Origin of the sequence: Streptococcus sp. 2022WUSS083, assembly GCF_044427155.1 — a bacterium.
Taxonomy (GTDB): Bacteria; Bacillota; Bacilli; order Lactobacillales; family Streptococcaceae; genus Streptococcus; species Streptococcus hashimotonensis.
In genome coordinates this window covers 378319-393023 of record NZ_JAOTGK010000001.1, presented here as the reverse complement: position 1 = coordinate 393023, position 14705 = coordinate 378319, and the positions used below count along the sequence as shown (strand labels likewise).

Sequence of the window (14705 nt, the reverse complement as noted above, 5' to 3'; positions counted from 1 at the left end):
GGGATTTGCCAAACGTTTTCAAAAAGAGTAAGATAGAAGGTAGCAATACAAAAGGAGAACCATATGAAATTTTCAGACTATACCTATGTTCGTCCAGATTATGAAGCTATCAAGGCTCAATTTTCTGACCTGACAGACCAGTTGGCTCAGGAAAGTGACTTGGAAACAACTCGTACACTAGTGGCAGCCGTTACCAAATTACTCAACTTGGTCGATACCCAGTACAACCTCTGGATGATCCGCCATACTATCGACATGAACGATGAGTTCTACAATGAAGAAACCAAGTTTTGGAATGAATATTCGCCACTTTTTGAAGAATTGACCACCAACTACTACCGTGTCATTGTCCAGACGCCGTACAAGGAAGAACTGTCAGACATCTTGCCTCAAACCTTCTTCATGCAGGCAGAAAACAAGCTCAAGACCTTCTCATCTGATGTGATTCCCTTGTTCCAAAAGGAAAATGAATTGACCGATGAGTACAGTAAACTGATTGCTGGTGCAGAGATTGATTTCCAAGGTCAGACTTACAACCTGGCACAAATGGGGCCATTCGGTCAATCAACTGACCGCGAGGTCCGCAAGGCTGCATCTGCTGCCACAACTGCCTTCTTTGAAAGCAAGGAAGCTGATTTTGACCGTGTTTATGATGAATTAGTAAAAGTCCGCACAGAAATCGCCCACAAACTTGGCTTCAAGGACTATGTGGAATACGGCTACCTCAAGATGAACCGTTTCGACTACAATCGTGACATGGTCAAGGTCTACCGTGAAGAAATCCTCAAGCACATCGTACCGATTGTGCAAGATTTGCGTCAACGCCAAGCCAAACGCTTGCAAGTTCCAAGCCTCAAGCACTACGACCTCAACCTTGAGTACTTGGATGGAAATGCTATTCCTCAAGGTGACCCTGACTTTATCGTCAGCCAAGCCCAAGACATGTACCGCGAATTATCCGCTGAAACGGGCGAGTTCTTTGATTTCATGATTGAGCATGAACTCTTGGATTTGGTCGCAAAACCAGGAAAAAACAGCGGTGGCTACTGTACCTATATCCCTGACTTCAAGAGCCCATTTATCTTCTCTAACTTCAACGGAACCAGCGGTGATATTGATGTTTTGACCCACGAAGCAGGTCACGCCTTCCAAGTCTATCGTTCCCGTTGGATTCAAAGTCCAGAAGTTGTCTGGCCAACCTATGAAACCTGTGAAATCCACTCCATGTCTATGGAATTTATGACTTGGCCGTGGATGGACCGTTTCTTCAAGGAACAAGTAGATAAGTATAAATTCACCCACTTGGCAAGCGCCCTACTCTTCTTGCCTTACGGTGTCTTGGTGGACCACTTCCAGCACGAAGTCTATGAACATCCAGAAATGACACCAGCAGAACGCAAGGCAACTTGGAAAAAACTCCAAGATCTCTACTTGCCAGACCGTGACTATTCCGAGTCAGAAGCCCTCAACCGCGGTATCTTCTGGTACCGTCAAGGTCATATCTTTGCTAGCCCATTCTACTACATTGACTACACCTTGGCCCAAGTTTGTGCCCTTCAATTCTGGAAACGTACGCAGGTAGATCACGATGAAAAGGCTTGGGAAGACTACATCCGCATCTGTGATTTGGGTGGTACCAAGTCCTTCTTGCAAGTGGTTGAAGCCGCAAACCTCCAATCACCGTTCAAAGAAGGTGCCCTCGAAAGCACCGCCAAAGCTGCGGCCGAATGGTTAAATGCAGTTAAGGATGACGAACTATAAAACACAAAAATCTGAATGAACAACTCATTCAGATTTTTTTGATTTGACAAAGTTGATGTATTTTTCCCCAAAGGTTTCGATTTGCTCCAGAACCAATTTAAATTCTTGACCAATCTCGCTTAATTCATACTCCACTTTTGGTGGAACTTGGGCGTAAACCTTACGCATAATCAAGCCGTCTTCTTCTAATTGACGCAACTGCTTAGTCAAGGTTGCTTGGGAAATCCCTTCTAACCGCCGATGCAATTCATTAAATCGAATCGGTCCGTCCTCAATATGATGCAATAGCAAAATATTCCATTTCCCTGACAAGACTGTCTGCGTTGCCAAGTAAGGACAGGCATAAACATTTTTTGTATGATAATCAGGCATCAAACTCCTCCTTTTTTCCTTGAATCGCCACATTACTTTAGAAAAAGATAGTGACTATTCAAAAAAATCGTACTTGTATTTTGAACTGTATTTGCTACAATCATACCATAAACTACGAAAGTAGGAAAGAATTTTCTTAAGAGGAGGATATATGTCTCTTATCTCAACTTTCAAAAAAATCTTTACAAAGAAGGAAGAAAAACAAATGAAGAACATCTTATTTATCGTCGGTTCATTGCGTGAAGGTTCATTTAACCACCAAATGGCTAAACAAGCAGAAAGCATTTTAGAAGGTCAAGCTACTGTAAGCTACCTTGATTACAAAGATGTCCCATTGATGAACCAAGACCTTGAGACACCTGTCTTGCCAACAGTCCAAGCTGCACGCGATGCCATTATGGCAGCAGATGCCATCTGGATTTTCTCACCCGTTTACAACTTTGCTATCCCAGGTACTGTGAAAAACTTGATTGACTGGCTCAGCCGTGCCCTTGACTTGTCAGATACACGTGGTCCATCTGCCCTTCAAGACAAAATCGTTACCGTATCATCTGTTGCCAATGCTGGACATGACCAAATGTTCGCTAGCTACCAAGCTCTATTACCATTTGTTCGTATGCAAGTCGTAGGTGAATTTACAGGTACAACTGTCAACCCAGAAGCATGGGGAACTGGAGAATTGGTCTTGTCAGAGGAAGCCATTGCCGGTTTGCAGACCCAAGCTCAAGCATTGTTGGAAGCTTAATGCCTATGTACAATTCCCAATTTGAACTGGGCCATGTCGCCCTCAACGTCCGCGATTTAGAACTCCAAAGCCTGTTTTACCAACAAGTCTTGGGGCTCCAAGTTCTCTCCCAAAGCTCAAAGCAGATTGACCTTGGTGTTGGAAAAAACACCCTTGTCCGCCTGATTCAAACAGAGCAGAACGGCGAAGTCAGCCACAGCTACGGCCTCTACCACTTGGCCATTGTCCTACCAAGCCGTGAAGACCTTGGTAGCATTTTCCGCCACTTTATCGACAATAAGATTCCCCTCCAAGGTGCCAGCGACCACGGTTACAGCGAAGCCATTTACCTAGCCGACACCGAAGGCAATGGCATCGAAGTTTACCGCGACCTGCCTCAAGACACTTGGGATGTCCGCCCAGATGGCCGCATCGTCGGCATTACTGAGCCTATGGATGCTGAAACGATCTATGCTTTAGGGAAAAAAGCTGACGCAGCCTATCAGATGCCAGCTGGCAGTCGCATGGGCCATGTCCATCTATCGGTCCGAGAAAGCGTAGCTTCTAGCCGATTTTACCAAGAGGTCCTAGCTATCGAGGATAAATTCTCCGTCCCATCTGCATCCTGGTTAGCTTCTGGCGACTACCATCACCACCTAGCTGTCAATGAATGGGGAGGAAAAAATCTGAAAACCAGAAAAGAAGGCATGCCAGGACTTGCCTACTATACGGTCATTTATTCCAATCCAGAAGCTTTTGAAGCAACCTTGAATCGTGCCATTGCCGCAAACCTAAATCTTCAAAGACTAGACAATAGCGCAGCCTTTGTCGATGTGGATGGTATCAAAACCAAACTTATCTTAGAATAGAAATAAGAAAGGGAAATGCCTGAGCACTCCCTTTCTTTGTTTATTTGATCAAACCTAGATCATATTTCATTCCCAAAATCCGTTTGACGGATTGGTCAATCCGTTCCTCTGTAATAGTTCCAGCTTTTACTTGTTCGATAATATAAGGAATTTGACTGGCATAACTTGAAGACAATATCATATCTGTCCCAGCTTGAATGGTCTGCAAGGCACCTGTATCTTGATCTACAAATTGGACCAAGCCTTGCATATCAAAATCATCCGTCATAATGACACCCTCAAAACCAAGCTCATTCCGAAGAATTTTATTGATTTCAGGTGAAATGGATGATGGGACATTATCAATGGCAGGTACGATATTGTGGCTAACCATGATAGAGTCTGCACCCGCCTCAATCCCAGCCTTAAATGGAAGAAAATCATTGGCACGCAATTCTTCTAAACTACGATTGTCATAGACCAAATCCGTATGCGAATCCGCATTATCCCCATAACCCGGGAAATGCTTCAAGGTCGAAGCAAATTGTTCCTCTTTCAACAATGAAACCAATTGACCAATATAGTCTGAAGTGGTTTTCGCATCCTGTCCAATAGTCCTATCGTAGATAAAAGATGATGGATCGGTGGACAAATCCGCAACTGGGAAGAATCCTGCATAGATTCCCTCTTCCTTTAAAAGACTGGTCTTCTGCTTGGCATCCGACAAAATTTCCTCAATGCCGCCAGCTTGGTACAGTTCCAAGGGTGATGCAAAAGGTGTTTCCAGAAGTTGACTAATCCTCGTTACCGTCCCACCTTCCTCATCTGAAGCCATTAATAGCGGCACTTTTGAAAGTGATTGATAAGAAGCAATCTCTTCTTTAACTTGCTCCAGTGTCTTACCTTCAAAATCACTTGCAAATAAGATATAGCCCCCAAAATGATAGGTTTCCAATGCCTCAGTTTGTCCTGCAGATGGCATCCGAGCAAAAATCATCTGTCCGACCTTTTCTTCTAAGGTCATTTGATCTAGATAATTTGCAATCACTTTGTCCCTAGCAGATATTTCTTGGCTAGATGATGTCGTTGCAACTTTGGTTTGCTCCTTTTGTATTCGATCTCCCAAAAAGAACAAGCCTAGCATAAGCCCAATAAACAAGAGACAAGTGATACTTGTCCCTAACACATTAAATCTTTTCCGCATCAATCTCCGACCTCTTCACTATTATCCCTTAATTCTATTCAAGTACTCCTGATAGGTTTCTGTCTCCATCAATGCCTTTGCATTTTCCACTCGAGCCTTCGTTGGGGGCTTAGTCCCCTCTAGTGGATAGGGTCTGCCCAACTCACGCCACTTAAATTCACCAAGATTGTGATAAGGTAACACCTCAAAACGTTCGACATTTTTTAATGTTTTAACAAACTTACCAAGTTCAATCAAGTCCTCATCTCGGTCAGTCAAATTCGGTACCAGGACATGACGAATCCAAACAGGCTTACCAATGTCTGATAGATATTGAGCACATTCTAAAATAGTCTTGTTACTATGACCTGTCACAATGCGATGTTGCTCAGGATTCATTTCCTTAATATCAAGGAGCACCAAGTCTGTTACTTCCATAAGCTGACTATATTTTTCCAAGTAGCGTTCTGTCTTACGGAAAGTCAACGCACAGGTATCCAAAGTAGTGTGAATCCCTTTTTCTTTTGCAAGGGTAAACAGAGCAATTAAAAAATCAATCTGGATGGTTGCTTCACCACCTGAAACGGTAATACCCCCTTCTTTTCCCCAAAACATACGAAAACGCAGGGCTTCATTCAAGACATCTTCTGCCGTTCTCTCAGTCGCTGCTGGATTGACCAGATCCCAAGTATCTGGGTTATGGCAATACTGGCAACGCATGTGACAGCCCTGCATAAAGACTACAAAACGTACCCCTGGGCCATCAACCGAACCAAAACTCTCTGTTGAATGAACCAAACCTGTCACTTTACGATAATCAATTTCTGTCATCATCTCATCCTCATCATTTTATAAGACTAGTATATCACAAAAATGAAAACGCTTCTATCATTTACTTTCTTTCATAACTATCATCTTCCGTAAAAAGAAAGCTAAAAGACTAGGTTGCCCTAGTCCTTATCAGCTTCTTCTTTCTCCAGTGGTGTAATCAAGAGTTTTAATTTTGTTACGCGACCATTTTTTACCTTATCGTTAATAAGAACTAGATGGTGATCTTTACTATCCACTTCAAAGGAAACCTTTTCGTCTTGGCTCGGAATGGTACCGACCCCTGTCAGATAATAACCAGCAATCGTGTCAACGTTATCACTTTCCAACTCCATCTCAAAATGCTCATTGAAGTCATTTAAGGTCATATTTCCTTGGACGATATAGGTGTTGTCAGCAATTTCTCGGACAAAAATTTCAGTCTTATCGGTCTCATCATCGATTTCCCCGACAATTTCTTCCAGCAAATCTTCCAAGGTAACGAGACCTGCAACTCCACCATACTCATCTAACAAGATGGCCATTTGATTTTGGGTATTTCTCAATGATGTCAACAAATCATCCACGAAAATCGTTTCTGGAACGAAGAGAGGCTCCTGCATAATGCGGCGGATGTTGAGATTGTCAAAGCCATTACTGAAAGCTTCTGACAAGATTTTCTTGGTATGAATCAGACCAATGATATTGTCCTTATCGCCATCATAAACAGGGATACGTGAAAAATTCTGCTTGAGGATAGCTGCCATAATGGTTGCTGTATCATCCTCAATATCCACCATGAAAGCATCCGTACGAGGAACCATTACTTCACGTGCCATCAGCTCATCTAAAGAGAACACACCTTGAAGCATTTCGATTTCTTCGGCATCTAAGGTTTTCTCACTCTTTGTCAAAATATATTCAATTTCATCCCGTGTCATCTGCTCATCCGCATCATCAAAATTCATAGGAGTAATACGGCTGATAAGATTCGTTGCAGCTGATAATAACCACACGAACGGACTCACAATTTTTCCAAGGAAAATAATCACAGGTGCAGTGACTACTGCCAGATTTTCCTTCATATTCATGGCAATCCGCTTAGGGTACAATTCACCAAGAACGATTGAAACGAAAGTCAACATAGCCAGTGCAAGCCAGTATCCTGCAGTTTGCGCTGTTGTTGAATTCCCCATCCATTTGGCAAATACAGCTCCCAAATCATTAGCCAAGCTGGCACCTGAAAGGATGGAGATGAAAGTAATACCGACCTGAATGGTTGATAGAAAATTGTTAGGATTCTCTAAAACTTGAAGCAAGCGAATATATTTCTTCTCACCGTCTCCGGCCTTTTGTTCTACTCTTGAACGATTTAGAGAAACAAGCGCCATCTCAGAGGCTGAAAAGAAGGCATTGAACAAGGTCAATAAGAATAAAATTAACAGTTGTAAATAGATGGTCTGACTACCAGGGTCTTCCATGATGTTCTCCTATAATAAAATTTATAACATTTCCATTATACCACAAATTCTAAAAATTAACATATTTCTTGTTATAAATAGTCCCTCATGTCTGTTTATGTTACAATAATCAAAAGGAATAGGAGAACAACTATGATTATTTCGATGAAGAATGTCCACTATAAACGACAAGGTAAAACTATTTTAGAAGACATCAACTGGGAATTTAGAAAAGGCGAGCGTTGGGCTATTTTAGGGCTAAATGGGGCTGGAAAGTCAACCCTCCTTCGCATTCTAATGGCTGAGTTTTGGAAGACATCTGGTGACCTGACTGTTCTTGGAGTGGAGTTTGGTAAGGGGGATATTCCCAGCCTACGCACTAAGATTGGGGTCGTCGGCTCTTTCCTTGCCGAACGCTTTCCCATCGATTTGATAGCTGAGCAGATTGTTCTGACTGGAAAATACAAATCCTCCATCCTCTACCGTGAATACGGTCAAGCTGAATTGGATGAAGCCATAGACATGCTCAAAACCATTAAGGCTGAGCACTTGATTGGTCGGACCTATGCTAGTTTGTCACAAGGTGAACGCCAACTCCTGCTAATCGCCCGCAGTTTGATGGAAGAGCCGGCTATTTTGATTTTGGACGAGGCTACTGTGGGCTTAGACCTTTTGGCTCGCGAACGCCTGCTCCACCACATCGACCATATCTGCCAACTCCCAACGGCTCCTGCCATTATCTACGTCACCCATCATGCCGAGGAAATCACTGATAATTTCACCCATGTCCTCCTGCTCAAAGATGGCATGGTCTTGGCACAGGGACCCAAAGAAGACATCCTGACACCTGAACTCCTCAGCGATTTTTATGGCAATCAGGTGGAATTGATTGACTTGGGTGAGGGAAGATTGTTCATTAAGCCGATATTATAAAAAACAAATCCAGCCCTAGTTTGAGCTGGATTTTAATCGTTCCACCATCACCAAGAATGGTGGGGTATTGACTTGGTTGAGCGGTTTGTAGAGCATGGCTGTAAACACGGTCTGGTCTAACTGGCTGATAAAGTCTAAGACTGCATCCTTCTCATGAGCTCCGCCCTCGTGACCATAGTAAATCATGATGGCTAGACGACCACCCACCACCAGTCGGTCAAGAACTTTTTCAATAGCTTGAAGGGTGGTTGCAGGCAGGGTAATGACTGACTTGTCCGCCGAAGGTAGATAACCCAGATTGAAAATCGCTGCCTTGCATTCATCCACATACTGGTCTAGGTTTTCGTGTCCTGTCAAAACCAATTGGGCATTGGTCAAGCCAGCTTTTTCTAGTTTTTCAGCCGTTGTGGTCAGGGCTTGTTCCTGAATATCAAAGGCCACAACTTTTCCTGCTCTCTGGGCTAAAAATAGCGTGTCATGGCCATTTCCCATAGTCGCATCGACCGCTAGGTCCTGGTCAGTTAAAATCTCATCTAAAAAGGCATGGGCCATGTGTAAAGGTCTAAGCATTCTTTCTCCTCAGGTTAATAATCTTATAAAATAATCGGTCAAGGTGGCTTCATCCACCTTTTTGCGTTGCTGGAGCCACCAGCTGACTGTCTCCACAAAAGTCGTCACAACAAAATGCACCAGCAAATCCTCTGGAAGATTCCCCTTGTCCTGCATGTAATCTTCGGTCACTTTTGGAAAAATGTCGTGTTTCAACTCCGCTTCCAGTTCTCTAAGAAAATAAGCATTGCGGGACAACAAAAGGCTGGCAACACGATCTTGATTGGTCCGAAAGTGTTTGAAAATATGAACCAACAAGGTCTTCACATCCGCATCTTCACGACCTGTAAACAAGTGATGAAAGAGGTCGTGACAAAGTTCTTCTAACAGTGCTTCCTTACTGGCATAGTGAGCATAGAAAGTGGAACGCCCCACATCTGCCAGGTCAATGACATCCTGCACGCGCATATGGTCATAGCCTTTATCATTTAATAAGGTCAAAAAAGCCTGAAAAATAGCTCTTTTTGTTTTTGCAATTCGTCTATCCATTTTTCGTACATTTCAAACAATTTGTTCAGAAAAAGACAAACCGTTTCTATTGTTTCTAGTTTTTCGGCTCATTACAGTGCATAATAAACCTATAAACAGTATAACACAGAAAGGGAATCTCATGTCATCTTCTAAAAATACATTTATTGCTTTTCTCCTCAATATCAGCTTTTCTATCATCGAGTTTATCTTTGGCTGGCTCTTTGGTTCCAGCGCCATCTTAGCAGATGCTGTTCATGATTTGGGTGACGCCCTCGCCATCGGAAGCTCTGCCATCATGCAAACCTATGCCAACAAGCCTGCTGATAGGGTTTATCCCTTTGGCTACAAGAGATGGAATATTTTGGCCGCTCTCTTGACTTCTAGCATTCTGATTATCGGCTCCAGCTTAATCCTTGTGGAAAACATTCCCAATCTTTTCCATCCCCAGCATGTCAATCAAGCTGGGATGCTGGCACTTGGGATTATAGCTGTCATCATCAATTTCCTTGCTTCCCGTATTGTAAAAAATGGCCATAGCCATAATGAATCCATTCTCAGCTTGCACTTTTTAGAGGATATTTTGGGATGGCTGGCGGTCATCCTTGTTTCCATCATTCTTCAATTTACTGATTGGTACTTTCTAGACCCACTTCTCTCGCTCTGTATTGCTATCTTCATCCTCTCCAAAGCCCTGCCAAAAGCCTGGAACAATGTCAAGATTCTACTTGAAACAAGTCCGCAAGGAGTAAACCTTGAAGAAGTGAAAGGAGTCCTCCTGGCTCTTGAAAATGTCCACGAAATCACTCAACTGAATGTCTGGACCATGGATGGATATGAACATTGTGCGACTGTGACGGTCAAACTGACAAATCCTGCTGTAGCAGACAAGACCAAAGCAAAAATACGGAATTCTCTTATCACCTTCGATATTATCCAAAGCACCATCGAAATTTTGTAAAAAATTTTAAAAAACCGCACATTTTCCCTGCCCAAATACGAATAAATAGGTATGAAGACAATTATCTTATTTTTCCTTGGAGCTTCTATCGGCTCCTTCCTGGGATTGGTCATCGACCGTTTCCCTGAACAGCCCATTATCGCCCCCTCTAGTCACTGCAATGCCTGCAAGCGACGGCTCAAGGCCTGGGACTTAATTCCAGTCCTATCCCAGCTTTCGACAAAATCCAAATGCCGTTACTGCAAGGCGAAGATACCTTATTGGTATCTGGGACTAGAATTCTTAGCTGGTCTAGTTGTCCTGCTCTGCCATTTTCAAATCCTAAACCTGACCGAAACCATTCTCATCTTGGCAGGACTAGTTTTGACCATTTACGACATCAAACATCAGGAATATCCTTTTGCTGTCTGGCTTGTTTTTACTTTTATAGCTCTGGTACTCTCCCAGCTCAACTGGCTTTTCTGTGGCTTTTTGCTCTTGGCCTATCTGACTGAAAAATGGCAAATCAATATTGGTTCTGGTGACTTTCTCTATCTGGCAAGTTTGGCCTTAATATGTGGATTTACAGAACTCCTCTGGATTATCCAGATTAGTTCCCTCCTAGGGCTTCTTGTCTTCGCCATTTTCAAACCCAAGTCTATTCCCTACGTACCACTCCTTTTTCTTTCAAGTATTCCTATCATTCTGTGCATCTAAATCGAGTTTTTCTCGATTTTTTTGTTATAATAGAAGGCATATTAGAGTTCAACTCCATCAAAATAATTGGAGCGCCTTCTTGATAGGAAGGCAAAAGGAGAAACGTTATGACACTATTTAAGGATGACAGTTTAACCCTGCATACCGACCTTTATCAAATCAACATGATGCAGGTCTATTTTGACCAAAACATCCACAATAAACACGCTGTATTCGAAGTCTATTTCCGTTCACAACCTTTTAAAAATGGCTACGCTGTATTTGCCGGTTTGGAACGCGTTGTAAACTACCTCAACAATCTCAGCTTTAGCCAGACAGACATTGACTATCTGACAGAACTAGGTTATCCGCAGGATTTCCTTGATTACTTGTCCCAATTGGAAATGACTCTCACTGTCCGTTCGGCTAAGGAGGGCGACCTAGTCTACGCTAACGAACCCATTCTTCAAATCGAAGGACCATTGGCACAATGCCAACTAATCGAAACTGCCCTCTTAAACATTGTCAACTACCAAACCCTAATTGCCACAAAAGCTCGCCGTATCAAGGCTGTCATTGAAGATGAGCCCTTGATGGAATTTGGTACTCGCCGTGCCCAAGAAATGGATGCTGCTATCTGGGGTACACGGGCAGCCTTTATTGGTGGAGCATCTGCGACTTCCAATGTTCGAGCTGGCAAAATATTCGGCATCCCTGTCGCTGGTACCCACGCCCACGCCTTGGTTCAAACATACGGAGATGATTACAAGGCTTTCAAAGCCTACGCTGAAACCCATCATGACTGTGTCTTCCTCGTTGATACCTATGATACGCTTCGTATTGGTGTTCCAGCAGCCATCAAGGTTGCCAAAGAAATGGGAGATAAGATTAACTTCAAAGGGGTTCGGATTGATTCAGGCGATATGGCCTATATTTCCAAGAAAGTTCGTCAGCAATTAGATGATGCAGGTTTTACAGATGCGAAGATTTACGCATCTAATGACCTCGATGAAAATACCATCCTCAACCTCAAAATGCAAAAGGCAAAAATTGATGTCTGGGGAGTTGGTACCAAACTCATCACCGCCTACGACCAGCCTGCCTTGGGCGCTGTCTACAAGATTGTATCCATCGAAGATGAAGATGGAAATATGCGTGACACCATCAAGCTGTCTTCTAATGCGGAAAAAGTCTCCACTCCTGGTAAGAAACAGGTTTGGCGCATCACCTCCAAAGAAAAAGGAAAATCAGAAGGGGACTACATCACCTTTGCGGACACTGACGTCACACAGATGGATAATATCTATATGTTCCATCCAACTTACACCTACATCAATAAAACCATCGAGAACTTTGATGCACGTCCTCTCCTAGTTCCTATTTTCGAAAAAGGAAAACAGGTCTATGAACTTCCAAGCCTAGCGGAAATTCAAACCTATGCCAATCAAGAATTTGATAAACTCTGGGATGAATACAAACGCGTGCTCAACCCACAGCTCTATCCAGTCGACTTGGCACAAGATGTTTGGGATAATAAAATGAACCTCATCAATCGTATTCGCAAACAAACTCAGACCAAATCCATCTAAGAAAGGTATGTTATGACCCTACAGGAAACAATCATCAAAGAATTAGGTGTCAAGCCAAGCATTGACCCCAAAGAAGAAATCCGTCGCTCCATCGACTTTCTCAAAGATTACCTGAAAAAACACCCATTTTTGAAAACCTATGTCTTGGGGATTTCTGGTGGACAAGATTCGACCTTGGCTGGTCGTTTGGCCCAGCTGACTATGGAAGAAATGCGGGCGGAAACAGGTGACGATTCTTATCAATTTATCGCTATCCGCCTACCTTACGGCGTGCAAGCTGACGAGTCTGACGCCCAAGCAGCCCTAGCCTTTATTCAACCAGATGTCAGCTTAACCATCAACATCAAGGAATCAACAGATGCCATGGTGGCTGCAGTCAATGCCAATGGGCTTGCTATGTCTGATTTTAATAAGGGAAATGCTAAAGCCCGCATGCGCATGATTGCCCAATACGCTATCGCTGGTGAACGCAAGGGGGCGGTTATCGGAACCGATCATGCCGCTGAAAATATCACTGGTTTCTTTACCAAGCACGGTGATGGAGGTGCAGATATCCTGCCCCTCTTCCGCCTCAACAAACGCCAAGGAAAACAGCTTCTAGCTGAACTGGGGGCAGATGAAAAACTCTACCTCAAAGTTCCTACTGCGGACTTGGAAGAAGACAAGCCAGGTCTGGCTGATGAAGTCGCTCTTGGTGTTACCTATAACCAAATCGACGACTATCTCGAAGGTAAAACCATCGACCCTCAAGCCCAAACCATTATCGAAGGATGGTGGAACAAAACAGCCCATAAACGCCACCTGCCAATCACAATTTTTGATGATTTTTGGAAATAACAAATAACCCCTGATGATAAGCAACCGTCAGGGGATTTCTTTTATCTACTCTCCAAATAATCCGCAATAGCCGCGACATCCTTGTCTCCTCGACCGGAGACATTAATGATAATGATTTTATCTTTATCTAGTTGTGGTGCTAATCGAATAGCTTCTGCAATCGCATGAGAAGATTCAATGGCTGGAAGAATTCCTTCTGTACGACTTAAGGTCAGAAGGGCATTAACAGCCTCATCATCTGTTGCTGCGACATAATTAACACGACCAGTTTCCTTATAGTGGGCATGTTCTGGGCCAACGCCTGGATAGTCCAAGCCTGCTGAAATGGAATAAACAGGTGCTACTCCACCATTTTCATCAAAGAGGGAGATTGTCTTCATCCCATCAACCACACCAACTGTTCCCTTAGTCATAGTCGCTGCATGTAGCTCTGTATCAACACCTTTACCAGCAGCTTCTACACCGATAAGCTTGACTGGCTCATCTGGTAAATATTGAGAAAATGCACCGATGGCATTGGAACCACCACCCACACAGGCAATAACGTAGTCTGGCAAACGACCTTCTTTTTCTAAAATCTGACGGCGAGATTCTAGACTAATAATCTTTTGAAACTCATGGACAATCGTCGGATAAGGATGAGGACCGACTGCTGATCCCAAAACATAGAAGGCATCTAAATCTGCCATCCATGCACCGAATGCCGCATCAACTGCCTCTTTCAAGGTTTGAGTTCCATCCGTTACAGCATGAACACGCGCCCCCATCATCTCCATTCGAAAAACATTAAGGCGTTGGCGTTTGACATCTTCTGCCCCCATATAAACATCACAGCCCAAACCAAATCGTGCCGCAACAGCAGCCGTCGCAACCCCATGTTGACCAGCACCAGTTTCTGCAATCACTCGAGTTTTCCCCATTCTTTTTGCCAACAAAATTTGCCCCAGCACATTGTTTAACTTATGAGAGCCTAAGTGATTCAAATCTTCCCGTTTGAGATAGATTTTCGCTCCACCAAGCTCCTTGCTCAATGATTCCGCAAAATACAATGGCGTTTCACGACCAGCATAATCTTTCAGATAAGCTTGGTATTCCGCCAAAAATTCTGGATCATTGCGGTACTGTTCAAACGTTTCCTCCAACTGATCCAACAAAACCTGAATTTGCTCTGGTACAAAACTACCACCAAACTGTCCAAAATAACCTTTTTCTGTCATATAATTCCCTCTTTCAACATTCGCTACAAGAGACCAATAAGGTCAAGAGTTTAATCCTTCTTTACTTATCCTTAATTGCTACGCCATCGTTTCATATTGCTTACCTCGTAATATCTATCATCATCGAAATAGATTGCTTTTTTGATAAGAGTCCAAGACCAGACATAAGTCAAGTTAGACAAGCTGATCGTGATAAAATATAAAAGCAATCTACAAAGACAATGAAAAAGCCCACGCAGGAAAAAACATCCTGCGAGGGCG

Annotated in this window: 15 protein-coding genes; 8 read left to right on the top strand and 7 right to left on the bottom strand. The window is 43.3% G+C overall.

Annotation, left to right across the window (positions count from 1 at the left end):
- Positions 1-63: 63 nt before the first annotated feature.
- Positions 64-1761 (top strand): M3 family oligoendopeptidase, encoded by a 1698-nt coding sequence (locus ODU41_RS01805; protein WP_074391753.1) that lies wholly within the window; start codon positions 64-66, stop codon positions 1759-1761.
- A 24-nt stretch (positions 1762-1785) separates the two neighbouring features.
- Here ODU41_RS01805 and ODU41_RS01800 read toward each other — a convergent pair whose 3' ends face one another.
- Positions 1786-2133, bottom strand: a complete 348-nt coding sequence (locus tag ODU41_RS01800) for a helix-turn-helix domain-containing protein (protein WP_029171501.1) — start codon at positions 2131-2133, stop codon at positions 1786-1788.
- Positions 2134-2338: 205 nt separating this feature from the next.
- On the opposite strand from ODU41_RS01800, the gene ODU41_RS01795 reads away from it, so the two are divergent.
- Together ODU41_RS01795 and ODU41_RS01790 are read left to right on the top strand one after the other, a co-directional pair.
- The gene (locus tag ODU41_RS01795; RefSeq protein ID WP_029171500.1) at positions 2339-2878 is read left to right on the top strand and encodes an NADPH-dependent FMN reductase; all 540 of its coding nucleotides are present in this window, start codon (positions 2339-2341) and stop codon (positions 2876-2878) included.
- Between the two features lie 5 nt (positions 2879-2883).
- Positions 2884-3726 (top strand): VOC family protein, encoded by an 843-nt coding sequence (locus tag ODU41_RS01790; RefSeq protein WP_044681204.1) that lies wholly within the window; start codon positions 2884-2886, stop codon positions 3724-3726.
- A gap of 40 nt (positions 3727-3766) precedes the next feature.
- Here the strand turns inward: ODU41_RS01790 and ODU41_RS01785 are convergent, their stop codons facing one another.
- The 3 genes from ODU41_RS01785 to ODU41_RS01775 all read right to left on the bottom strand — a co-directional run bounded on the left by ODU41_RS01785 (position 3767) and on the right by ODU41_RS01775 (position 7176).
- Positions 3767-4909 carry a glycoside hydrolase family 3 protein gene (locus tag ODU41_RS01785; RefSeq protein WP_044761223.1) on the bottom strand — a complete coding sequence of 381 codons (1143 nt, stop codon included), beginning with the start codon at positions 4907-4909 and terminating at the stop codon, positions 3767-3769.
- A gap of 21 nt (positions 4910-4930) precedes the next feature.
- Complete coding sequence (pflA, locus tag ODU41_RS01780) at positions 4931-5722, bottom strand: pyruvate formate-lyase-activating protein (RefSeq protein WP_024401711.1); 792 nt, start codon at positions 5720-5722, stop codon at positions 4931-4933.
- Between the two features lie 116 nt (positions 5723-5838).
- Positions 5839-7176, bottom strand: coding sequence for a hemolysin family protein (locus tag ODU41_RS01775; RefSeq protein ID WP_044753689.1), 1338 nt, complete (start codon positions 7174-7176; stop codon positions 5839-5841).
- A 132-nt stretch (positions 7177-7308) separates the two neighbouring features.
- Here ODU41_RS01775 and ODU41_RS01770 point away from each other — a divergent pair, with 132 nt between their 5' ends.
- Positions 7309-8088 (top strand): ABC transporter ATP-binding protein, encoded by a 780-nt coding sequence (locus ODU41_RS01770; protein WP_044753691.1) that lies wholly within the window; start codon positions 7309-7311, stop codon positions 8086-8088.
- Positions 8089-8103: 15 nt separating this feature from the next.
- Here ODU41_RS01770 and ODU41_RS01765 read toward each other — a convergent pair whose 3' ends face one another.
- Positions 8104-8658, bottom strand: a complete 555-nt coding sequence (locus ODU41_RS01765) for a tRNA (mnm(5)s(2)U34)-methyltransferase (protein ID WP_398578579.1) — start codon at positions 8656-8658, stop codon at positions 8104-8106.
- Positions 8659-8667: 9 nt separating this feature from the next.
- Positions 8668-9186: a TetR/AcrR family transcriptional regulator gene (locus ODU41_RS01760; RefSeq protein ID WP_024414005.1), complete on the bottom strand. Its 519-nt coding sequence runs from the start codon at positions 9184-9186 to the stop codon at positions 8668-8670.
- A 121-nt stretch (positions 9187-9307) separates the two neighbouring features.
- On the opposite strand from ODU41_RS01760, the gene ODU41_RS01755 reads away from it, so the two are divergent.
- From ODU41_RS01755 to nadE, 4 genes are all read left to right on the top strand, one after another.
- Entirely contained in the window at positions 9308-10126 is an 819-nt protein-coding gene (locus tag ODU41_RS01755) for a cation diffusion facilitator family transporter (protein WP_240207594.1), read from the top strand.
- 51 nt (positions 10127-10177) lie between these two features.
- On the top strand, positions 10178-10822 hold the full coding sequence (locus tag ODU41_RS01750; protein WP_024414003.1) for an A24 family peptidase: 645 nt from the start codon (positions 10178-10180) through the stop codon (positions 10820-10822).
- 107 nt (positions 10823-10929) lie between these two features.
- Complete coding sequence (locus ODU41_RS01745) at positions 10930-12390, top strand: nicotinate phosphoribosyltransferase (protein ID WP_014638479.1); 1461 nt, start codon at positions 10930-10932, stop codon at positions 12388-12390.
- Between the two features lie 12 nt (positions 12391-12402).
- Positions 12403-13227, top strand: a complete 825-nt coding sequence (gene nadE / locus ODU41_RS01740) for an ammonia-dependent NAD(+) synthetase (RefSeq protein ID WP_024382384.1) — start codon at positions 12403-12405, stop codon at positions 13225-13227.
- Positions 13228-13268: 41 nt separating this feature from the next.
- Here the strand turns inward: nadE and trpB are convergent, their stop codons facing one another.
- Positions 13269-14444 (bottom strand): tryptophan synthase subunit beta, encoded by a 1176-nt coding sequence (gene trpB, locus ODU41_RS01735; protein ID WP_398578578.1) that lies wholly within the window; start codon positions 14442-14444, stop codon positions 13269-13271.
- Positions 14445-14705: the final 261 nt, after the last annotated feature.

Excerpts from the sequence above, each read along its gene's own strand:
- ODU41_RS01755 (WP_240207594.1), top strand. The coding sequence starts at position 9,308 with ATGTCATCTTCTAAAAATACATTTATTGCTTTTCTCCTCAATATCAGC.
- trpB (WP_398578578.1), bottom strand. The coding sequence starts at position 14,444 with ATGACAGAAAAAGGTTATTTTGGACAGTTTGGTGGTAGTTTTGTACCA.
- ODU41_RS01790 (WP_044681204.1), top strand. The coding sequence starts at position 2,884 with ATGTACAATTCCCAATTTGAACTGGGCCATGTCGCCCTCAACGTCCGC.
- ODU41_RS01785 (WP_044761223.1), bottom strand. The coding sequence starts at position 4,909 with ATGCGGAAAAGATTTAATGTGTTAGGGACAAGTATCACTTGTCTCTTG.
- nadE (WP_024382384.1), top strand. The coding sequence starts at position 12,403 with ATGACCCTACAGGAAACAATCATCAAAGAATTAGGTGTCAAGCCAAGC.
- ODU41_RS01800 (WP_029171501.1), bottom strand. The coding sequence starts at position 2,133 with ATGCCTGATTATCATACAAAAAATGTTTATGCCTGTCCTTACTTGGCA.
- ODU41_RS01805 (WP_074391753.1), top strand. The coding sequence starts at position 64 with ATGAAATTTTCAGACTATACCTATGTTCGTCCAGATTATGAAGCTATC.
- ODU41_RS01745 (WP_014638479.1), top strand. The coding sequence starts at position 10,930 with ATGACACTATTTAAGGATGACAGTTTAACCCTGCATACCGACCTTTAT.
- ODU41_RS01795 (WP_029171500.1), top strand. The coding sequence starts at position 2,339 with ATGAAGAACATCTTATTTATCGTCGGTTCATTGCGTGAAGGTTCATTT.
- ODU41_RS01765 (WP_398578579.1), bottom strand. The coding sequence starts at position 8,658 with ATGCTTAGACCTTTACACATGGCCCATGCCTTTTTAGATGAGATTTTA.
- ODU41_RS01770 (WP_044753691.1), top strand. The coding sequence starts at position 7,309 with ATGATTATTTCGATGAAGAATGTCCACTATAAACGACAAGGTAAAACT.
- ODU41_RS01760 (WP_024414005.1), bottom strand. The coding sequence starts at position 9,186 with ATGGATAGACGAATTGCAAAAACAAAAAGAGCTATTTTTCAGGCTTTT.
- ODU41_RS01750 (WP_024414003.1), top strand. The coding sequence starts at position 10,178 with ATGAAGACAATTATCTTATTTTTCCTTGGAGCTTCTATCGGCTCCTTC.
- pflA (WP_024401711.1), bottom strand. The coding sequence starts at position 5,722 with ATGATGACAGAAATTGATTATCGTAAAGTGACAGGTTTGGTTCATTCA.
- ODU41_RS01775 (WP_044753689.1), bottom strand. The coding sequence starts at position 7,176 with ATGGAAGACCCTGGTAGTCAGACCATCTATTTACAACTGTTAATTTTA.